Raw genomic sequence first — 23,393 nt, 5'->3', positions numbered from 1 at the left:
GAAATTACAGTGGGTCTATTCAGTTTTGACCAAGATGTATCCGTTCTGAGATTAAAATAATCCTGTCCCAATTTCAGATAGCGAGGTCTTGAGTCGGTTGCTACCATCAAGGATAATTTGGTAGGTTCGCCCAATTGGGCTTCAATAAAACTTCGATTTAATACACTACCTATGCTATCAAGCACATATATACTATCTTTTAAAGGTCGCTTTGGATCAAGATCCAATAATAGCTTATTGTTCTCACGTTTTATCTGAATTGCTGCTGACAGTTGTATCTCCTTCGGTTTTCCTATCCCTGAAAATGGCATCCAGTATTCCGTCCAACTGTCACTTTGATAAGGAGCAAATCCAAGTTGTTTAAAGGGGGTCTGGCTGCTGGAAGGAACATTTTGATTGAACAGGCGTCCACTTTGGATTTCCACATATTGCCCACTCTGATCAGTCAGTAAATTTTCCCAGATCTTGCCATCTCCAGCCTGCGACCAAAGAAATATCTTTTTCCCTAATTTATCTTCACGGAGGGCATAACGGGCCATTCCATAATTATGATCTGTATAGTAAACCCCGAAAGCATTACTATGCGCGCCCAATACATGATATGATTTAGAACTGCCAAAAGCATTTTCGCTATAGTTAGAAAGATCCCGTCCCTGGCTATCGATAGGCCAGGCATGCGCATCCCCATCATGACCGATATATTGATTTCCGGGATACAAAAACTTCAGATCTTGTCCCGCAGCAACACCCAGATTCATCCAGGTATAATAAGGTTGTTCAACCGCATTGGCATTATACCAAAAGGAGCGTGTAGAAAAATAACCTTTGTCTTTTTCTAATCGGATCTCCAAGGTCCAGTTACTACGGCTCAGCATATCATAAGCGTGGATAAAGCAACTTACGCTTCCATCCGCATTTTCCTGCGTAAGGTAATCGACCGGTGTAGACGTATTGGGCGTGTGTCCAATAACACCATAATTAGCTTCGATACCACCACTCGTCCATGGTCCCCGCATGGCAATATCCCTAAATTTCACAACGCCATTGTTGTAAATATAGTCCCGCTTATTGACCTTATCATAGGCCGACCAAATTTTCCCACCGATCTCTGGCATCACCTGTACCCGAATATAATCGTTTTCCAGGATAACGGTTTTCCAGTCCTTTTCAATAGCCGTATTTGTAAAACCGTCAAAGCGGAAATAAGGATACAACTTTTGAGCTGAAGCTATGGGATCCGGATCCGTAAAGGGATAGGTTACATAACGTTTCTTAAGCTCAGAAACCTTTGCCGGATGCTGTGCAAAAACTCCGAGCACACAGCTGCCCATTGCCCATAACATAATCCACTTTTTCATTGGCGTTTTAATTTAAAAATTTCACAATTTTAATGGCATTCCCCAAATCGTTGATTTGTCCGATCTGATTAAATCCGTCATGTAAGCCATTAACTTCACCGAACTTCAACATAAATGAATCTATCATAGGTTATTTGCATCTTTGCATCAACAAAAAGCCTATGATAAATTGCATCTTGTAGCAATATCGTACTGCTATTCAATAATCAACAAAAGTCCTTTATTCTTTGCTACCGGAATCGCATCGCCTAATTTATACTGCGCTCCCTTTTGAAAATTAGGGATTAATGGTGCGGATAATTTTGCCTTTCCAGAATCAATCCCCAATTTTTCCCAGTCAATGGCCAATTTTACATCCACATCACCATCCGCCCAGCTAGCGATAGCTACCATCGCCTTGCCCGCACGGCTATAAACAGTTGTAAGAACCTTATCATGATCGGTTTTAACAGGAATATTTGGCGACCAATAACCTATCATTTTACTCCCTTTGATGCCAAATTGATCCCACGCTCTCCATAGATCAGCAGGTGTCAATTTTTGGTAAGGCATCCTATTGGTCATGCCATAGAGCATACCCCGCCAAGGATTTCCACCATCCTGTAGCATTTCACCCATTAAACCAAACGGAATGCCGCTCACCTCGGTAAGGAAAAAATCGGGTTGGTTATTCTCGTAGTCAAAGTATTCACCAAACCATAATCTATTGATGTACGGAAAATGCTCCAGATACAGATTCGCGCTATTATTGAATCCATCACTTTTATTATATTGATTTGCCGAATGCAAATCGATCAGACCAGGTTTGCCATTTTTTGTCAGTACACGTTTTATTCTTTTCATGGTTACCCGATCGAAGGCAACATCATCCAAATAAATCCCATCGATACCGATATGATCTACCAGCCAATTCATGCCTTCCACGTAATAATTGTGCCATCTATTCATTCCGCTATTGATAATAGCCGCGTCTTTAAATTGGGGAACATACCATGCAGCGATATAATTTTTACCCACATGCTCCTGCAACCAGGAATATCCGCCTCCTTTTCCAGGTGAAAACACCTCAGTGCCCAGACTACGCAATGGATAGAGCTCATAAACCCGATTTGAAACCTCACGAACGGTATTGTAGATCTTGACCTTTAAGCCCTTATCATGTGCCTGATCGATATATTGCTTCATTTCTTTTGTCGCAATAAACGGATAATTGATATATGGATTTATTTCATTTCCATGATGGATATTGATGACATTAGATCCACTTGCAACAACAGAATCAACGGGTTTATAGGCATGGTAATACCGTTCATTCCATTGTGCTTCCGTATTGATCGGGTGAAAAGGGGTAATTAGCAGGTTAAAATTGTAATAAAGCACATCGCCTTTTTTGAGTTCACGGGCTCCGCTGTAACTATTGACCAAAACCGATTTTCCTTTCAGGCCAATATCAATTCCCCCTTTATTTTCATTACCCCAGGACTGTGGCAGCACAAGCGGCTTTTGAAGATAAAAATTCGTATTGAGCGGCCGAGAATAATGCTCGTCACGGAGTGAAAACTGGAGTCCGGCATCTACAGCACCTATCCAACCACCATCCTGATTTTTATGGGCTACATCCCATTTCCAGGTAAGCTGTTCGGGCCTCTTTCCTCCCTTTTGCCCGAGTCCCATAAAATAATCCGTCTTATCGGGCATCATCGGGATATGCATCGTGGCATCTTTTAATGACAGGTCCTTTAGCGCCGTGAGCTTGACCACATAATGCATATAGCCATCAAATTCCAATTTACCCTCTACTTCCATTGTCAGATCGGAAGACTCATTTTTGGCCGTCCAACTATATTCACCTTCACTTTTGGTTTCAAATCGGATCCCGCTTGGTTTAAGTTGAATTTCCTTTCCATCTGAAGCACTATAAAAATGAAAATGAAGCGGTTCAAATAAGAGGTTATTCGCCTTGGACGATATTTCAGTCAATTCGGGCGTAAAAAACGTGCTGATCTGTTTTGGAAAACCACTCGCATGGAGTTTCACCTCGCGGCCTAAAATATGTAAGGTAGAGTCCGCTTTTAATTCAATAGCTGTATAAGGCGCAACCACTGTGTTTTTTTGGGCCAATGTCGAATTGAGCCATGGTAGTCGCGTCATTTTCCATGGTTGATCAACACCGGATATATCACCTGAAGCATCTGAAACCCTTATTTCCACATTGACCTGTTTCGCTACCGCATTTTTTGGCTTTACGGTAACCACGCCATGGTAAGTTCCGCTTGCAGTAACCTCCGGAATCTGTATACCGCACCACAGGGCCTGAACCTTATCTTTTGGTATATCAACCTGCAGTGCCATTGCTTTTCCGGTATAATCCGTACCTTGGGTATTGATACAATTCAGGCTACTCGCGGGAATAATAGCCCCATCACTTGCTTTAAAATCCGAGAAAGAAATTTGAATTTCATGGAGGTCCTGCTTTGGAGACCATACCCCGAGTTGAAATCCATAAAATTCACCTTTCTGCCCTGTGCCCTGCAACTTAGTCATGGCTTTACCCTTCATAAGCCAGCGTTGCGGAAGATTGCTTTCCATTTTAATCGGAAACTCCCGCAATTCAGGAAAAAGATAATAAGCGGCATTCGCATTTCTGTTCACAAAGCCTCGCACTTCTTCGGCACTCGCGATCAGTTCCATCGGATCATTACTATTGTATTTATCTACGGCATCAAAGCGTGCAACAGTAACTCCTTTTGAGTTCCCTGCCTCATGTTGTGCTACTTTCACTGGTGCTGAAACGGCATTTTTAAGATAAATTGCATCCGGATAATTGCGGCTGCGGCCACCCATCTGATACGGTAAATAATAGACATAGTAAACGCCCTTCCCGGAAATCGGCTTAAACCGTAGTCCACCAGATTCCGTATTCATCCAAAGATAAGAGCTGGGTGCGATTTGCCTATTGCTGGCACTGTCGACGATAATAACTTGCTGATTTGCCTCAACCCAGCGATTTCGCCACGGAATAGTAACCTGCACCTCCTTCTGATCCGTGTTTACCTGCAGCACTGCTCGATGATTACCCAGCAGGTCCTCATCCCACTTTTGTGTTTCCGGAGGATAGGTCAATTGCGCCCGGGCCGAGTTTGCGCATAAGGATACGGCAAGGATAATTGCCAGCTTATAAGAGGCTGTTCTTTTTTTCATGCGAATAGTATTTATTCAAAATATTTTTGTCTTTACCAAGCTTTTCCATAGGCCTGATACGATTTACAAGCTGCACTGCTTCCCTAACATGAGTCTATAGTGCAGCTACTTTTATTGGTCAATAAGAGAACTAATATTAAGTTTTATTCCTAACATCTTAACTTAGTTTTGTCTGTATTTATGCCAGGTTTCCTCAGGCACATAAATAGCGCGATACGGAATAAAATAAGCGTTTAATTCCCAAAGCACTTTTCCTGTTTTATCCGTCACCAATACACTACCTGTTTTTGAGCTAGTCTGCAGTAAATTACCATTATCCAGTTCATAGGCACTGCCCATTCTTGCTGTAAACTGCTTTTTAGGAATTGGGGCCGTATAAGCTACTGTTGCCGTTTTATTCCTTTGATCAAGCCTAAAAGCGATCGCCCGAGATTGCTTATTGGCTGTTGTACTGTCACGCGGAGAAAAATCACCATTGTCAAAAAGCAACAGCTCACCAGTTTTTGTGATATGCGGTGCATGCTGGAAATAAAACAGTTCCTGGTCCTTTAATTTATAATCGCCACCCTTTCCCAATTTCCAGAGAATATCACCAGTTTTGGCATCAATTTTCCAGACCTGATTTTCAATTGGCGAAGAAGTCAAATAATTGTTGTCACGATCGAAGGAAATGGTATTAAAATGAAATCGGTCATGCTTCAGGCTGTCTAATTTTTTATCCTGCTGAATATCCCATTTTTCCCAGGGAGACCATTTCTTCAAAATATTACCTTTTATATCCATCGTCAAAATAGCATCGCCCCAAAGGGTATCTTTTGGATGGTTGGGCCGATCGTCGATCCTAAAATCCCGCACGATACCGACAATATTATTATTGTGATCCATCTGCACGTCATGGTGCATGATGATCCCTTTTTTATCCAAATCGATACGTGCTATTTCTTTACCCGTAAGATCAATTTCAACAAGTACAGTCCCACCGACAAATCCGATACGACCACTTCTTAAATAATAACTTGCATTGGTCGATTTCTTGCTTGGCTGATTGGGTTTGTTGAATTCATCTTTACTCGCTGGAGCCAATAAGGCGAGGATAGTACCCCTTGGGGTCAAAGAGGCAAGACGCACGCCCAGCTTTTCGTCCTGCCAATACCAACGAATCGTCCCTTTGCCGTCCACCATGGCCATGTAGCCTGGAAATCCGCGATAACATAATAATACCATACCATTACCTAGGGCCTTTTCATCATGTGGATGGTCGGCCTTGATCCAGTCGTGCACCATCCATGGCGATTGCGCTCTTGTTTTAAAAGATTGTTCGCTGGATTTTATGGGAATAATCCGGTCTATGATAACCCTAAATTTATAACTTGTATTTGGTTCAAGCGTCATTAACGGAATGTTATGCTGAACAGCAGCATTTGAAACAGTTGTTTTATAAGACTGTTTATCCCCCTCTTTCCAATACTCCACATACACGGCTTCTGCCTGATTTAGTTTCACCTGAATAGCAGCGTTGAGCGGCAAATTATTGGGTGAGCTCACCTCAATATTTTCAATGTCAACCTGATGTGCATAATAATAGTAAGCAGCAAATACTGCTATAGCCACCACAATCAGTGCAATAATTGCTTTAATTGGTTTCATCTGTAAATAATTTCAATTCCACTGGTCTATCAAACAAAGCGCATTACCGAATATAATGCGCTTTAGTTTGGGTTATTTAGGCAATCGCGATGGATTGGCTGTAGTCATTTCTTGATGCAAACGTGCTTCTTCCAATGGATAAGGGAAATAGCGCATGGCTTCAGTGACATTTTCTTTCAGTCCGCGACCTTTCAAATAAGCATTGCTTACTTTTTCATAGCGGCCCAGGCGGATCAGATCCTGACGTCTTTTGTATTCAAAGACAAGCTCAAAACCACGTTCGTCAACAAGCGCATCGATCAGAGCCTCCTTACTTGCAGGACTAGGGAAATCAGGATGCTTACCATATTCAGGTGCTCCAGCTCTCTTCCGGACTTCATTGATATAAGGCAATGCTGCCGCGGGTCCGTTCAGTGCATTTTCAATCTCAGCCTTGCACAAAATAACATCCGCCAAACGGAGAACCTGAATCGTGCGCCCATCCAGATAGGAGTTATTGACCATATCATAAGAATACTTTTTCGTCGCAACATTTTGCAGGAATTTTACGGTATCACTTGGCGGAGTAGTCTGTCCTTTAGCAGGCAACATGTAAAAAAATCCATACTTTGTATTTTTGTCCCGTGCAGCCTTTCCGGTGTAATTATAATAGAAAAACTTTTTACGCGGATCGAGATCACTATATTTTCGCCAAAAATCAAGGGAAACACCATAGTACTGCCATCTATCCGGTACTTCAGGGTTGTCGGTCGGACCAAAGTGATTGGTAATCTCGCCTCCATTTAATGTAGGCTCATGCAAGATGCCAAATATCAGCCCCATATCCATTTTATTATTGTCGGACCACTCCTTCTTAAAATCTGGATTCAGCGTGTATACACCTTTATCACGTAACGCTAAAACCTGATCGATATACGTTTTTGCTTTTTCATAATTGTGCGAACGCATATACATCTTTCCCATTAAGGTCAACGCGGCGCCTTTTGTAGCACGGCCAATGCCCAGTTCGTCCGACCATTTCTCCGGCAAGTTATCGATTGCATACTGACAATCTTCAGCAATTTGTGCATCAATTTTCTCTACAGCAACCAAGGGTTCATTGTAGCTTTCCGTCGGATTCTTGACTGTCGTTATCAGTGGTACCGGTCCCCAGGCATCTGTAAGATCCATATAAGATAATGACCGCAAGAACCTGGCCTGTGCGATAATTTTCTTCTTCCGATCGTCGGGAATAGTTACACTCTCAATACGATCAATCAACATATTGGCATTGCTGATCACCTGGTACATATTCTGATAATTAAATTTAAAATACCTGTTATTATCATCATAGGTAAAGTTGCTCATCCGTGTAGGATCACCTGCCGCTGTAGAAAAGCCTATATCCGTTGCGTAATCGGTGATCATCACCAAATAACCCGCATAGTATAAATAAGCATCCCCCGGATAAGGCGATAAACTCGTATAGACACCCGTCAGGGCAGCATTGATATCACTTTCTGTTGAGTAGGCATTTTTTGTTGTAAGATCACTGTATAATTTAGGGTCCAGCTTGGTACAGCTATTCAAGCTGAGGCCCAAAACAATGGCCAAACCTGCCATGCCCAAGATATATTTGATATTATTTTTAAACGTCTTCATGTCATTTCTGATTTAGATATTAGCTATTAAAATGTTGCACTTACACCAAAAGTAAACGAGCGCATCGAAGGATATGAATTAAAATCCAGCCCCACCCCTGCATTGGCACTCTGATTATTTCCAGCTCTATTTTTAACCAGCGCATCATTTTCATATCCCTTGGTATCCACCTCAGGATCCCATCCAGAATAATTGCTAATCGTAAATAAGTTTTCCGCCATACCATATACCCGTATCGATTGAACCGCTTTTGTTTTCAATGGAATGGTATAACCGAGTGTCAGATTACGCAACCGCAAAAAAGAAGCATTCTCAATAAAATGGTCATTGATATAGCCACCATAGTTCATGTAGTAGAATCCGTTTCTTGGAATATCCGTATTGGTGTTTGTCGGTGTCCATCGATTTAAAGCTTCTGTGGTACGTTTCCACTCCAGATTCATGCGTGTCATATTAAGGAGATCGTTTCCGACATTTCCATAAATGAAGGCCGTCAGATCAAAGTTTTTATACGCGAATGTATTGGTCATACCAAAATTGAACTTCGGATAACCACGACCGATGATCGTCCGGTCCGCAGAATTGATTGTACCATCGCCGTTCACATCCGCGAACTTTGGATCGCCGGGTTTAGAATTTGGCTGTGGCGCATAGTTTTCTCCTTGTTGAATAACCCCCAGGTATCTATAGCCAAATAAAGAGCCCAACGATTCCCCGACACGAATAACCGAATAAGCTTCTTCAGAAACATTACCCATTGGTTTTGACGAAGTCAACAACTGTTCAGGCTCTCCACCCAAACTTGACACCTTATTGCGGTTCATCGTTAAATTCAATTTTGTCTCCCAGGTAAACGCTCCGGTCATATTCTTACTGGTTACCGAAAACTCCAACCCTTTGTTATTCATCGTACCTAGATTGCGCTGTCCGGAGGTATATCCTGTGTAATAAGGCAATATACTCTTAATCAAAAGATCATTGGTTTTCTTATAATAGGCATCTACGGTAAAGGCTAATCGATTTTTAAAAAATGAAAAATCAAGTCCTACGTTATATTGCGTTGTGGATTCCCATTTTAATTTATCGTTTTCAGGATAAGTTGGGTTTTGTTTAACGCCACCCGAATTGGTCACACCATCAAACGTATAGTGACCATTATCCATCAATCCATAAGAAGCATAATCCGCAACGCGATCATTACCCGTCTGTCCGTAACCCAACCTAAATTTTAGATCCGAAAATAACTGCTGCTCTTTCATGAAATCCTCATTGTTGACCTTCCATGCAAAAGCTGCTGAAGGAAAGGTTCCCCAACGATGGTTGGGACTAAAGCGCGAGGATCAATCACGACGTAAGGTTGCAGTCAACAGATACTTATCAGCATAGGCGTAATTTACCCGCCCGAAAAAAGAGATGACCAAGTTCTCAGCTTTTGCAGAATTTACTCCCGTAATACTAGAGGCCATTCCTAAATTATTGTATTCCAGCAGATCCGTTGAAAAACCTTTCACATTGATCCCCTTATTGTTTCGCACGTATTTCTCATACGAATAGCCCCCCATCACACTCAAATTGTGTTTCTCATTAAACACCTTCGCATAGGTGGCATAAAAATCAATCAGGTTATGGGTTTCATTATAATCGGCCTGACTTGCCACACCATCATCTATCCCACCCTGATAAGAGTCTCTAGTCAGATAACTGCCCAATTGATCATGCGTTATTTCTGTTCCTGCATCCATGCGCAAAGTCAGTTCCTTGATCGGATTTACCTCAAGAAAAATATTTCCATTCAACTTGTCCCTTTGCACATCATTGATCCGTGACATCAGGTTGGCCAAGGGATTGTCACCCTGCCCCCCTGGAGGTCTTCCAAAACTACCGTCTGCATTGTAAACAGGTACCGTCGGATCATAGGTCAATATGCTGTACAAAACATTTGAATTCAGGATATTTCCGTCATACACCTGCATATTCGATTTTTCCCGTTGCGCGGATAGGCTCGCCCCAGTGCGAATATAATCGTTTACCTTTTGATCCACGTTGATACGTCCCGAAATTCGATTAAAGTCTGTCGTCTTCAAAACACCCTTTTGATCAAAATAACCTATGCTCGTCAACACTTTGGTTTTCTCACCACCTCCGGAAAACTGTAAATTATGGTTTTGCAAAATACCGTTCCGCATGGTCTCCTTTACCCAATCCGTATTGACATCAGACTCGAGCTGTGATTTGGTGTAGACTGCATATTCCTGATTTTCTTGCCCCTGAATCTCCTTATAAAGTGCATTGGCAAGATTCATATATTGCTTACCGTCGAGAAAGGTGAACGGTATAATCGGTTTCTGTGTTCCCACATAGCCACTATAGGTAATGTTGTTTTTATCCGTAAGACCACGTTTTGTGGTAATGATAATAACACCATTGGCACCTCTGGAACCGTAGATAGCCGTTGCCGAAGCATCCTTTAAGATATCCATGGAAGCAATATCATCAGGATTGATGTTGATTCCATTATTTGTTGGAAATCCATCGATCACATAGAGTGGATCATTACTTCCACTAATCGAATTGGTTCCGCGAATCCGAATAGACGTGCTACCACCCGGGGCCTTTGAATTCTGGGTTACAACGACACCGGAAGCTTTACCCTGTAGGGCCTGACCTACATTGCTCACCGCTCCTCCTTTCGTTAGCTCGTTGCTGGAAAGCGATGCAATGGCACCTGTCAGATCGCTTTTCTTTTGTTTACCGTATCCGATCACGACAACATCTTCTAGCTGATTCACCTGATCCTCCAAAATAATGGAAAGAGTGGTGGCTCCATCAGCGGAAACCTGCACATTTCGTTCTACATAGCTTTGATACCCGATGTATGAAAAAGTCAGTTCATACCCCTTTCCATTCGGTACATCAGCAAAACGAAAACTCCCATCACTCGCACTCGAGGCTGCTGTTGAAAAACTGCTGCCGGGATTTTTCAAAATTATACTTACCCCTGCCAGCCGTTGCCCCGACGAGTTTTTGATTACACCATTTATTGTTCCCGCTAGACATCGAAAAGATAACAGTGTCAAGACAAGAAAAACAAAAAATGGTTTCTTGGTTAAGTTGAAATTTACCATGATTCTATTTTTTAGGTTTGAGTATATATGTATTATGTTGTTTTTCAAGAATAAACGGATTCACCTCAACAATCAACTGCAGAATAGACGCCGCAAGATCCGTTTTGTCTTTCAGATCCATTGTTGGATTCTTGCTAAACCGCCCCTTTATCCGATAGTTTTTCACGATTAATGAATCATAGGATATAGGTACATCAAGCTCATGATTGATATATTGAATAATATCAGATACAGCGGTTTCTTCCAATTGGAGCCAATTGGCGCTCTGGTGAATTGTTGCCGGATTGCGGTATTGTTTTTCCGTCGCGGAAAGCATAAGCTGGGCTGGTAGACTTTCCCTCGCGCTCATTTTTGGCGTACCTCTGAAATTTGAAACAAGCATCTTGTTCGCCCCGCCAAAATAAATCTGTTGGCCAGGTTTCAAAATATTTGTCTCTACTACGGACGGTTCTATAGATTCAACGCGAACTTTCCCCTCAAATAATCGGATCAAAACATGTTCAACTGCCGCATTATAATCCACAATGAATTCTGTTCCCAGCGCTGTGGTCATCAACGTGCCGCTTTCGACGATGAAAGGTTTTGAAGGATCCTTTGCTACTTTAAAATTGACTCTTCCACTGAATAGTTTAACCCGCCGAAAATCAAGATCCGGTTTTATACCTAGCTGAATCAGTGCACCGGGTTCCAAGGTTAAAATTGAATTGTCTGCTGCAATAATTTCTTTAGGCTGAGCAGAAGGGTTGTAGTAAATTTCATGAATGAAGCTTGCTGTTTGTATAGGTTTATCGGTTGATGTGCTCAAAAGATTGGATAAAACGAACAGGAAACCAAACAGAACAAATACAGTAATAATTCTCAACAGGCTATCGCCACCACGTTTTGACTTATTTTCCTGATTGATATAGGATACCCAATCATCTTCCGAAATGAGATCGTCCAATAATGTCGGATCGTCATTCAGCCAGGTGAACACAAGTTTCGCTTCCTCAGCAGAACATTCATTCGCCAGGAATTTATTTAATAAGGATTTGCGATTCATAACAGTTTCTATCCTTTTAGCGGGATAGGTATATAACTGTTATACGAATAGTGATGGGCTTGTCCCCTAAGACAACTTAAAAAATTTTTTAATAAATTTCAGGCCAATGCTAACGTGGTTTTCTACAGTCTTCGGGGAGATGGACAATTTGACGGCAATTTCTTTATAACTCAATTCTTCAATTTTATGAAGATAAAACACCTGTTGCCGCATAAAAGGCATTTGTGTAATCAGCTCTTTTACGTATTCTAACTCTCCTTTATAGGCAATTTGTCGTTCAAGATCTTCATATTGGGTCAGTACAAATGGTTTCTCAAACGCTACATATTTTCTATTCAATGCACGCCGGCGCAATTCATCAATCAATTTTGTGCGCGCAATTTGGAAGAGCTGGGTACTGAATTGGATTTGCTGATTCGCATTATTTTTGCGTTCCCAAACAATTAAAAAAGTCTGTTGGACGACATCTTCAGCAAGATTCGAACATTGGGTCTTCTGATACAGAAAATAGTATAATTTCCTGTACCAATAACGATAAGCTAAAAAAAACTCTTTTTCGTTAGTAGGTGCCCGCTGTAGGATTTTATTAATCATAATCTACATTTAGATAGTCTTGTTTCAATGCTGTTATCCTTTTCACAAAGAACATCGAAATTGGTATCTGACAGAATTTCAATTTGATCCATCAAAATGCCCCATGCTTTTTGGCTAGTTATCCACCTCTAAAGTGATTATTTTTTATCAAAAAAACAAGACAATATTTTCAATAGAGCAATTGCTTCTATCTCTATTTTAAGCACCTTCTTTCCTAAAAGCTTTTTGGTCTCACAAGAATCAACCATCGTGAAAATAAACTACGGGTTCTTTCCGGTCAAAAGAAACGAATTGTAAGAAACGAATTGTTTCAAAAAAAGAAGGTATTTAGCAGATAAGAGTAAGTTCCTATCAGCTAAATACCTTTCAAAATAAAACGAACTTCTTGAAGTTGCTTGTTTTACTGATCCTTATACAGCAAATTAATAACCCGTATTTTGCTTCAAATTTGGATTGACGGCAATCTGTTGGCTCGGGATTGGATAAACCAATGTTTTGGGATCGGCATCCGCAGCCTTTTCTTGCCAGGCCAATAAAAATTTACCAAAACGAATCAAATCCTGTCTTCTCCAGCCTTCCCAATATAACTCGCGAGCACGCTCATCCAATAAATTATCGAGCGTCAATGCCGTCAGGTTATTAACACCACGGTTCGTCCGAATAGTATTGACCAAACCGAGTGCCTCTGTTGCTGTTCCTGTTCCACCTCTCAGAATAGCCTCTGCTTGCATCAGCAATACGTCGGCATAACGAAATACAACCCAGTCGTTGTTTCGTTGACCAGTGACGGCATAATCAAAAGCATACTTCATTGGACGGATACCAGCTGTTTCCAGGGTTGCACCCGAGGTACGGATGGTCACTTCACGCGTAAAGACCAAAGGCGCATTCGCTGGGTTCCGCGCCATTAAAGGTTTGTTTGTACTCCAATTGTATTGCTGTCCAGCAAAAAAACCAACATTTTGACGTTTGAATTCTTTTGTTCTGTTAGAAGTCGTATCAGCTGGATAATTATAATAAATTCCCCTTCTCTCATCAGTATCCGAAAATTTATCGTAATAATCTGATAAGGTACACCAGCCATTCCAACCCCCTGGATTCATATTATAGTGAGCAACGGTATTCCAGGTACGGTCCACATTTCCACCTCTATCTCCATTTTTATTGTATAAAGTGAAAATATTTTCGGTAGACTTCTCGTCGTTATCCGGCGCAAAATTATCAAAGTATTTGCCCTTCGCAGAAATCGTATAGGATCCCGAAGCGGTAATTTCTTTGGCTAAGGTCACTACCTTATTCATATCCTCGGCAGCAAAAGAAGGAGCTTGTCTATTTAAAAATGTTCCCTTATTCAAATAAATCTTCATCAATAATGCTTTCGCCGCATTTTTATTGGCTACATATGCCGCTCTCGGCCCGTTTGCAGGCAAACTTGCTATAATTTCGTTGAGATCCTTCACCATATAGTCAATAGCCGCCTGTGGCTGCAACACCTCTGGTGCGATTCTAAAATCTTCAAAAGAGGCTCCTTCCCGGACGGGTACTACGCCATAAAGATCCAACATATCAAACATGACCAACGCACGAATAAACTTCGCTTCAGCGCCTTGTTGCGCACTCGGATTATACCGCAACACATTGCCCGCATTATAGATGGCTGTACCCAAACTGACAAAAGTATTGTTCATGTAGCCATTATCTGCATTCCAGGTGTGTAAATGGATCGCACGATGCATACCATTATCATCCCAGTCGCCACCCCGTGTAGGGGCCATGGCTGCGTCCGTTGATATTTCCTGCATCACCCAGCGCTGTTCCTGCTGATAAGGGGTATTCAATGAATTGTAAGCTGTGATCAACAAGCTTCCAGGATCCACATTGGATGTCCCTTCCTCTAATTCTCCTTTAAATTCCTCCTTTAGTTTAGTACAAGAAAATGTACTTGTTACAATGGAGCTAATTATTCCGATATATAATAAAGTTCTTAATTTCATCTTTTTCATCCGTCTAAATTTGATTATTTATTCATCCATTTTGACTGTAAGGCATTCATACTGCCTTTGGTGTTTCATTCGTAATGAGGCGATCAGATTTATTCATTTTTATTCATTCACTAATACGTTTAAATCCATCTTGATGCTCTCCTCTTTTTATTATCTAATGATCTACAGTATACGCTTAAAGTGAGAAGTTAACCCCCAATAGGATATTTCTTGCCGGTGGATAGGGTAAATATTCGATACCCAACGAAGGAATACCATTTGTTGCACCATCTGTATTCACCTCAGGATCAAATCCTGTATACTTCGTGATGATGAAAAGATTCTGTCCAGTAAGGGATACATTTAAGTTCTTAAGTGTTCTACCTACATTTCCAACACGATAGCTTAAAGTAAGATTAGCCATTTTTAGATAATCACCTTTTTCAAGGAATCGCGTCGAAGGCGCAGCCGAATTGGAAGTAGACTCTTTTACAGCTGTATTAAAGAATGCTGAACCGATATTACGTGATGATAGATTACTCAATCCTAAAGTTGTCGCGGCCGTATTATTGAATAGATAATGTCCAAAAGCACCATTCATATTGGCAGCCAAAGAAAACTGTTTGTAATTTACGTTGGTAGAAATACCCAATAAAGTCGTCGGATTTGGACTGTTCATATAGAATTTATTAATTGCAGGGTCGTTGGCCGTACTGATACTACCATCCTGTCCGCGATACATGCTCATGCCTGTCTGCGGATCAATACCTTGGTAATCGGCCAGGTACCAAACATTCAATGGTTGCCCATTTACCATACGTTGTCCCAATACACCTGAAAAACCTTGTCCACGCAATGCCCCTGTTTCGTAATAGCCCACTAGACCGCTTACACTGTTTTTCAGGAAAGTTGCATTACCTGTCAAATCCCAAGTCCAATTGTCATTTTTAATAATTGTACCGGTCAACGCGACCTCTACCCCTTTATTGACAATCTCGCCATCCAAATTTACCCAGATACGCCCTGCTGGAGCTGGCTGTGCAAGAGTTTGCTCAAATAGTGCATCTGTGGTCTTCTTATTAAAATAATCAATGGATCCATACAGACGGTTACCCCAAATTCCAAAATCAATACCTGCATTGATCGTGGTCGAAGTCTCCCATTTCAAATCAGGATTACCATAGTTTGCCTGGCTTACACTTTGGTTACCAAAAACCAATCTATTTAACGATGCCCCAGATGGGAATTCTTGGTTACCTGTTTTTCCCCAGCCTACCCTTACTTTCAACTGATCAAAAATACCGGTAGATTTCAAAAACTCTTCCTGATTCACATTCCAGGCTACGGCCAATGAAGGGAACATGGCGTATTTGTTGTTTGAACCAAATTTCGTCGAGCCATCCCTTCTTACTGTTGCAGTCAATAAGTAGCGATCCAAGTAATTGAATCCGCCACGCAAGAAAAGTGATTGCAACTGGTTGGTTGGACTTCTATACGACGATATTTCACGCGTGGAAACAGGTGTATATTGTAGATAGTCAAAATAATCTAGTCCCATATAACGAAATCCACCGCCAAAGGAAATGTTGTTGTTGTAGTTATAATCCAAATACTCGTAACCTGCTACCGCATTGACACTCCAATCTGAATTGATTTGTTTATTGTAAGAGAGCATATGCGTCATTTGCAAGTTGGTTTCTCCGTTATTGGAAATAAAGGCCTGCTCATTGTTCACAGCTGAAGGATCAATAAGTCCTGCGCGGTACATCCCTTCACGGTTTCCAGTTTGTCGCATTGCACTATAGATAAAACGATATTCCAAATCGTCTGTAATTTTATAGTATGGCGCCAAGTTGATTACCATGGTATTTGTTGTCGCCAAATCTTTAAAGGCATCAATACTTGTCAATGGGTTTCGCGTAGTTGAACTGACAAAGGTTAAATTGCCTTGATCGTCCCGTAATGGTCGTGTCGGATTCCATTGTAACGCTTGAGAAATCACATTTCCTTCCGAACCTACCATCGCATTGATCGGTGCGTATTTATTATCCATTTGCGTCAAAAAGACTGCAAAATCCAATCCCAATCGTTTGTTTTCCAGAAAACGGAAATTCCCGTTAAAATTGGCTGTGTATTTCTTCAGCTGTGATCCACGAATAATACCGTTTTGGTTTAAATATCCACCTGAAAGGCGATACTTACCATACTCAGTTCCGCCAGCTACATCAGCATAGTAATTTTGCGTGATCGCTTTTCTTGTGATCGCTTTAAAGGCATCCTCATTGCCACCAAAATCAGCATTTGCGACTTCAGATGGTGTATAATATTTCAACGCTTCTCTAAATCGAGCAGCATCTAACACATCCGGATATTCCCGCATGGTCGAAACACCTGCAGAGGCTCCTACAGAAACCTCGGGCTGCCCTACTTTACCTCTTTTCGTCGAAATAATGACAACGCCATTTGCCCCACGTGAACCATAAATTGCCGTAGCCGATGCATCTTTAAGGATGTCCATACTAGCAATGTCACCCGGATTCAAGTAAGTCAAAGGATTTCCTCTGTCGGAAGAAAAGCCTCCTCTTCCTTCAGGCAGAGGCGAATTACCCGACATAGGCACACCATCCAGCACAAATAATGGGTTGTTACTGGCACGGATCGATGAGTTTCCACGGATACGTACTGTGGTTGATCCGCCAGGTTGCCCCGTATTATTAATCACCATAACCCCTGGTGTCTTTCCTTGTATTAATTGATCGGGACTCGTCATGATCCCCTTATTGAAGTTTTTCGCTCCAATAGTGACCATAGACCCCGTGAGATCTTTTTTACGGGCGGTACCATAACCGATCACAACGACCTCATCTAGACCCTGACCGGCACTAGGTTCCAGCGCTACGGTGATATCGTTTCCCACAATGGGTACTTCTTTTAAAGTGTATCCAATAAAGGATACTTCCAGCGTTTTCGCTTCACTGGGAACAGTAAATGTAAAGGAACCTTCCGTGTCTGTTGTTGTAGCCGCGGTTCCCCCTTTTACCTTAATTGTAGCTCCTGCCAATGGACCTTGAGTCTCATCTACAACCTTTCCCTTCAAGACTTTCGTCTGGGCAACTACAATAAAAGATACAAGCAAAAATGTAAGCGTCATTACGCATTGTGCAAGTAGTTTATTTTTCATACGCTTTTTGATTGGTGGTTTAATTGATTTTTATATCGTGCATCTAGGATACACAAATGATACTAAGTGATTTTTAATGATATTTTTTAGGCTCCAAAGCCCTTTTGAAATGCGTATAGTCTTCCCCAATAATGGCAAAGACGTAGCGCTCGGTATCAAGGCCTTTAAAGCCAAAATTCAAAACCAAAGCATCGTGAACATCATGTCTCACATGTAAAAACAAAAACCTAACAAACTGAAAAACAAGGACACAGGACTTACCTGTCATAATTCTAGGGCGAAACATACGTTTATATTTGGTTATTATTGTTTTATAAAAATGCGTAAATCCTTGTAGCTAGTCCAATCAGAGCGTCTCAATTTTATATCAAAGCGTATCAGTAAAACTCTTTTTTATCTTTTAATTGACTATTTTTAGTTCAACGTAATCAGTTTTGAAAAGAATAACCACCATACTCCTTTTATATATCTTGCTAGCATGTATTAACGTGCAGGCACAATCGATCTATTTTAAAAATTATCAAACCCACGACGGTCTCTCCAATAGCACGGTCAAATGTATTACACAGGATGTTCAGGGTTTTCTATGGTTAGGGACAAGGAATGGTCTCAATCGCTTTGATGGCAATCAATTTAAGATATTTAGACACAATGCTTCAGACTCTACAAGTATCGGAAGTTCGTCCATTTTAAGTATTCTCACAGACAGCAAAGGAATACTATGGGTGGGAACCACACGCGGTACCTATTGTTACGATCCTATTAAAGAAAATTTCACACCATTCAGGGGAGTACCAATCGGTGAAGTAAATGCCATACACGAATACGCCGGTTTTATCTGGCTGCTTTCGAACGGAAAACTTTATCGCTATAATTCTTATACAACAGAAATAATTCCATTTGATCAGAACAAAAATACCATTGTAGCGATTACCAGCAGCAAGAAAGGCGGGTTGTGGACAACGGACAATAACAGTACCATACAACGGTACCAGGTAAATACGAGCAAATTTGTCGAAGTTGACCTTAAAAAGATCGATCGAAAAGCATTGGCAAATACAAAAACCGTTTACGCCATCAATGATTCCCTATTGATGGTTGGGACAATCAATTCGGCTTATTTGTTTGATTTCAAAAATGGCCGGTTAAAAAATCTATTTGCAAATCATTACCCCAATAAAGTCATCCAGGCAAACTGTATTATTCAACAGACGGAGTCGATATACTGGATCGGAACAGAAACTGGAATATATACCTATGATATTCACACAGGTCAGAGCCAGCACATCAAAAAAGATCTGCTCAATCCATTTGCCATATCTGACAATGCTGTCCTGAATTTCTATCGGGACCGTGAAGACAATATCTGGTTTGGAACATTTTTCGGCGGCTTTAACCAATACAGCAACCAATTCGACAATTTCAAAAAGTATCTATCCGGATTCGGAAAATCGGCCCTATCAGGCAATATTGTACACGATATCAAAAAAGATCGCTATGGAAATTTCTGGATAGGAACAGAAGATGGTGGCCTGAACAAAATTGATGCTCAAACACAACAGATTCAGCACTTCCTTGCCAATGGAAAAAAAGGAAGTATAGCGCATAACAATGTTCATGGCCTGGCAACAATCGGCGACGATCTTTGGGTAGGCTCCACAACACATGGACTAGACATTCTCGACGTAAAAACCGGAAAACTAAAAAAACACTATGACCGTATCGGCAAAGGCCCCTTACAAAGCAGCTTTGCCGTATGCCTCTATAAGTCTAAAGACAACAGCATGTTTGTCGGGACAGACCGCGCACTATACCGCTACAACAAAAATAGCGGCAGTTTTGACCTCCTTCCAATTACCGCATGGATACAAGGCATTTATGAAGATGAATATGGTATACTTTGGATCAACACCTACGGTAGTGGAGTCTACCAATATAACCGCAGTTCGGGAGAAATTCAGCACCTGTTATCCGAACAAGGTAAACAAAATACACTTGTCAATAATTACGTCAACGGTCTATTTGAAGACAGCAAAAATAACTTGTGGTTTTGCACCGAAAGCGGCCTCTCAAAATACCGTCGTGATGGGCACTTCACCAATTATCTGACCGAATCCGGTTTACCTTCCAATCAGGTATTCAAGGTCCTGGAAGATGACAACAGGAGCATCTGGATATCTACCGGTGGTGGACTGGTCAGACTGGATGAAGGTGTCCCGCGTAGGGTCATCTATACATCGAGAGACGGGCTTCCCGCAGATCAGTTTAATTATAATTCGGCTTATAAAGATAGCGACGGAACTTTATATTTCGGGACGATTAAAGGAATGGTTAGCTTCAACCCCACAAAATCCATTAAGAACAGCTTTATTCCACCTATATTCATCAGCGGCATTCAGATTAACAATGTGAGCGTACCGGTTCGTGAAAATGGCATACTGAAAGAATCCATCTCCCTATCAGAAGAGATCCAACTGACCTACGACAATTCCAATATTAGCTTCAATATCGCCGCCTTGAGCTTTGTTTCCCCAAAGAGCAATCCTTATCGTTATATCATGGAAGGTTACGATAAAGATTGGACCGATATTACAGGCAATCAAAAGATCTATTACAATAAACTTCCTCCGGGCACTTATACGTTTAAGTTCAGAGGTGCAAATAACAACAGCGTCTGGAATCCGGATGAAAAAAAACTACTCATCATCGTTTCGCCACCCTGGTGGCAGTCAAGTTGGGCATACTTACTTTATTTTTTGAGCTTCGGCACCATTGCACTGCTCGTATTACGGTATTACTTTCTCCTTATAAAGGCCAACAACGCCCAAAAGATGGATAGTTATGAACGAAAAAAAGAACAGGAAATATATAACCTCAAGCTGGAATTCTTCACAAACCTGGCCCACGAAATTCGTACGCCACTCACGCTGATCAAAATGCCCCTTGAGAAAATAATCAATAACCATAAATTTACCGATCGCGACACAGCCAAAGACCTTGCGCTGATTGAAAAAAACACGGCGCGATTAATTCGCCTCACCAACCAATTACTGGATTTTAGAAAAGCAGAAACTAACAATATGAGCCTTATTTTTACTAAAACGGATATCAACGCACTCCTATCCGAAGTATTTCACGATTTAAATTATTTTGCAAAAGATAGACAGTTGCACTATGACCTCAGTCTCCCGCGTATCAGTCTCACGGCTTATGTGGATGAAGAAGCCCTTCGAAAAATCTTTACCAACCTGATCCACAACGCTATCAAATATGCGGATCAAGAAGTCTATGTCAAACTCCTCCCTTTTAATAGCGATGATATTATGTTTAATATCGAGTTTAAGAATGATGGTGAGCTCATTCCCTTTGAGAAAAGGGAGAAAATATTTGAACCATTTTATCGCTTAAATGAATCCGATAAAGATACGGGGACGGGCATTGGCCTTCCTTTATCTCGCTCCTTGGTCGAATTGCACCAAGGAAACTTATCTCTTGTACATCTGGAGGAAAACCGCAATATCTTCCTGCTATCGATCCCAATTTTTCAAGAACAATCGCTCGACATCAAATCTTTTCAGGAAGATAACGACGATCATGTATTGAATGATAAATCCGATGAACAGGAGGAAGAAAAGCCGGTGATTCTGCTCGTCGAGGACAATAAAGAAATACTGGCCTACCTCAATAAAGAATTGAAAACCAGCTACACTGTTCTACGGGCAGGGAACGGTGCCGAGGCCCTCGAAATATTAGACCAAGAGAATGTACAACTTGTACTAACAGATATTATGATGCCCATTATGGATGGTCTGGCGCTATGCAAACGCATCAAAACAGATATTCTGTATAGCCATATTCCCGTTATTTTTCTAACGGCAAAAAATGCGCTGGATTCAAAAATTCAGGGATTAAAAAATGGTGCCGATGCCTATATCGAAAAACCTTTTTCGCTTGAATTCCTCATGGTACAGATACGCAACATCCTCAAAAACCGTAAAATTATCAAGAATTACCTGACCAATTCTTCCAGTTCCAACTTAATGGATATTAACGTTTCAGCACCAGACAAAGATTTTATCAGTCAGCTGAATACGGTTATTTATGAGAATATTTCAACGATAGATCTCAATGTGGATGAACTCGCCAAATTGATGCATATGAGCCGTCCAACCCTTTACCGTAAAATCAAAGGACTCTCCGACCTCACACCCAATGAATTGATCAATATTTCACGGTTGAAAAAGGCGGCAGAACTACTCACCCAAAAAGAATATAACATCACCCAGGTATCAACGATGGTCGGTTATACCGTGCAATCCAATTTTTCAAGGGACTTTCATAAGCACTATGGCATGTCGCCAAGCAGCTATATTCTTGAAAACAGCAAGTGATAAACACCAGTTCTAGCACCAGGAAGAAGATTATTCCAATGGCGTAAAAACTGTTGCCGAGATGCCGAAAGAATATCGGCACTGATAAAGATAGAAATCGCCCCTAGGTAAAGAAAGAATCGGGGACAAATAGAAGGGACCAAGAAAATCCAATTGAGGAACCCGAGCGAGGCAAAAACACGTAGACGTAGAAGGTTTAGCCTACGTCTACGATAATGGCATGCACTTAATTCTTACGCTTTGGAACAAAGAATGCCGCCAGCAACATAAATATGCCGGCCAACAACAAGCCGTAAATGGATTGGCTATGAAAAAAATATTTGATGATCATTCCGCCAAAAAATCCACACACAATCTGAGGTAGGGTAATGAAAAAATTAAATAGCCCCATATAAACCCCCATTTTACCCGAAGGCAAATGATCGCTCAAAATTGCATAAGGCATTGCCAAAATGCTTCCCCAAGCGATACCAATACCGATCATAGGAAGAATCAGTAGATTGGCATCTTTGATCAGAAATAATGAAATTAACGAAAGCCCACCAATGGAAAGCCCAAGAGCATGTGTTTTTCCACGCCCAAAATGTTTAGCTATCCGCGGAATAAACAAGGCATACAAGGCCGAGACTCCATTGTAAATACCAAAAAGCACACCTACCCAATTGGCAGCCTCCATATAGAGATCCTGCCGATTTCCTTCCCGCAGGTAAAAAACCGAATCAGCAATAGCAGGAGTTGTATACACCCACATCATAAAAAGGGCAAACCAGGAGAAAAACTGGACCCAGCCCAATTTGCGCATGATCAATGGCATCTTACCGATATCACTAAAGATAGAACGCAAGCCAAACTTTGGTGTCGCATCCTGTTCAATAGCAACCGCATCCGAAAAAGTCTGAAGCGCTGCTGGTGAGTACTCTTTTGTTTTGAACACAGACCATAACACCGTTAGAAGCAGGACAAAACCGCCTACATAAAAGGAGTAGATAACATTACTCGGTACTTGCCCGGCTTCAGAAGTTCCTGCTACATGAAAATACTTCGTCAACATAAAGGGAAGTAGCGAGCCAAGAACAGCGCCAATCCCGATTAAAAAGGTCTGTACCGAGAAGCCCAAACTTCGCTGACTGCTCGGCAGATTATCACCGATCAGCGCCCGAAAGGGCTCCATCGTCACATTGATGGAAGCATCCATAAACATCAATAAGCCTGCACCGATCCAAAGTGGCGC

General features: G+C 41.4%; 10 protein-coding genes and 1 pseudogene. 1 reads left to right on the top strand and 10 read right to left on the bottom strand.

The annotated features are described in order from the left end of the window. The 9 genes and pseudogenes from B2X72_RS21420 to B2X72_RS21380 all read right to left on the bottom strand — a co-directional run. Nucleotides 1-1,358, bottom strand: a 1,358-nt coding sequence (locus tag B2X72_RS21420; protein WP_286851438.1) for a DUF5107 domain-containing protein, incomplete at its 3' end; no start/stop codon positions are given. Nucleotides 1,359-1,553: 195 nt separating this feature from the next. Next, a complete protein-coding gene (locus tag B2X72_RS21415; RefSeq protein WP_286851437.1) occupies nt 1,554-4,559 on the bottom strand; it encodes a glycoside hydrolase domain-containing protein in 3,006 nt (1,001 codons plus the stop codon). A 162-nt stretch (nt 4,560-4,721) separates the two neighbouring features. Further along, nucleotides 4,722-6,206, bottom strand: coding sequence for an aryl-sulfate sulfotransferase (locus B2X72_RS21410; RefSeq protein ID WP_145327600.1), 1,485 nt, complete (start codon nt 6,204-6,206; stop codon nt 4,722-4,724). Between the two features lie 72 nt (nt 6,207-6,278). Further along, nucleotides 6,279-7,847, bottom strand: a complete 1,569-nt coding sequence (locus tag B2X72_RS21405) for a RagB/SusD family nutrient uptake outer membrane protein (RefSeq protein ID WP_208734154.1) — start codon at nt 7,845-7,847, stop codon at nt 6,279-6,281. A 26-nt stretch (nt 7,848-7,873) separates the two neighbouring features. Further along, nucleotides 7,874-10,972 (bottom strand): annotated as a pseudogene (locus tag B2X72_RS21400) (SusC/RagA family TonB-linked outer membrane protein). Between the two features lie 4 nt (nt 10,973-10,976). Then, complete coding sequence (locus B2X72_RS21395; RefSeq protein ID WP_075991637.1) at nt 10,977-12,014, bottom strand: FecR family protein; 1,038 nt, start codon at nt 12,012-12,014, stop codon at nt 10,977-10,979. 66 nt (nt 12,015-12,080) lie between these two features. Further along, nucleotides 12,081-12,608, bottom strand: coding sequence for an RNA polymerase sigma factor (locus B2X72_RS21390; protein ID WP_075991636.1), 528 nt, complete (start codon nt 12,606-12,608; stop codon nt 12,081-12,083). Between the two features lie 422 nt (nt 12,609-13,030). Next, nucleotides 13,031-14,602: a RagB/SusD family nutrient uptake outer membrane protein gene (locus B2X72_RS21385; protein ID WP_286851434.1), complete on the bottom strand. Its 1,572-nt coding sequence runs from the start codon at nt 14,600-14,602 to the stop codon at nt 13,031-13,033. Between the two features lie 184 nt (nt 14,603-14,786). After that, the gene (locus B2X72_RS21380) at nt 14,787-17,771 is read right to left on the bottom strand and encodes a SusC/RagA family TonB-linked outer membrane protein (protein ID WP_201639534.1); all 2,985 of its coding nucleotides are present in this window, start codon (nt 17,769-17,771) and stop codon (nt 14,787-14,789) included. A 434-nt stretch (nt 17,772-18,205) separates the two neighbouring features. Between B2X72_RS21380 and B2X72_RS21375 the strand changes: the two genes are divergently transcribed. Then, nucleotides 18,206-22,162 (top strand): hybrid sensor histidine kinase/response regulator transcription factor, encoded by a 3,957-nt coding sequence (locus tag B2X72_RS21375; protein ID WP_286851433.1) that lies wholly within the window; start codon nt 18,206-18,208, stop codon nt 22,160-22,162. A 226-nt stretch (nt 22,163-22,388) separates the two neighbouring features. On the opposite strand, the gene B2X72_RS21370 is transcribed toward B2X72_RS21375, so the two are convergent. Then, nucleotides 22,389-23,393 (bottom strand): MFS transporter (locus B2X72_RS21370; RefSeq protein ID WP_286851430.1); only part of this gene is annotated, 1,005 nt, incomplete at its 5' end.

This window comes from Sphingobacterium sp. UBA7253 (genome assembly GCF_002472745.1).
Lineage (GTDB): Bacteria > Bacteroidota > Bacteroidia > Sphingobacteriales > Sphingobacteriaceae > Sphingobacterium > Sphingobacterium siyangense.
Note: the sequence above shows the minus strand (reverse complement) of the source record. Positions and strands in the feature narration are given on the sequence as shown.

Coding starts and splice junctions, on each gene's coding strand:
- B2X72_RS21415 (WP_286851437.1), bottom strand. CDS start 4,559: ATGAAAAAAAGAACAGCCTCTTATAAGCTGGCAATTATCCTTGCCGTA.
- B2X72_RS21405 (WP_208734154.1), bottom strand. CDS start 7,847: ATGAAGACGTTTAAAAATAATATCAAATATATCTTGGGCATGGCAGGT.
- B2X72_RS21410 (WP_145327600.1), bottom strand. CDS start 6,206: ATGAAACCAATTAAAGCAATTATTGCACTGATTGTGGTGGCTATAGCA.
- B2X72_RS21390 (WP_075991636.1), bottom strand. CDS start 12,608: ATGATTAATAAAATCCTACAGCGGGCACCTACTAACGAAAAAGAGTTT.
- B2X72_RS21395 (WP_075991637.1), bottom strand. CDS start 12,014: ATGAATCGCAAATCCTTATTAAATAAATTCCTGGCGAATGAATGTTCT.
- B2X72_RS21385 (WP_286851434.1), bottom strand. CDS start 14,602: ATGAAATTAAGAACTTTATTATATATCGGAATAATTAGCTCCATTGTA.
- B2X72_RS21380 (WP_201639534.1), bottom strand. CDS start 17,771: ATGAAAAATAAACTACTTGCACAATGCGTAATGACGCTTACATTTTTG.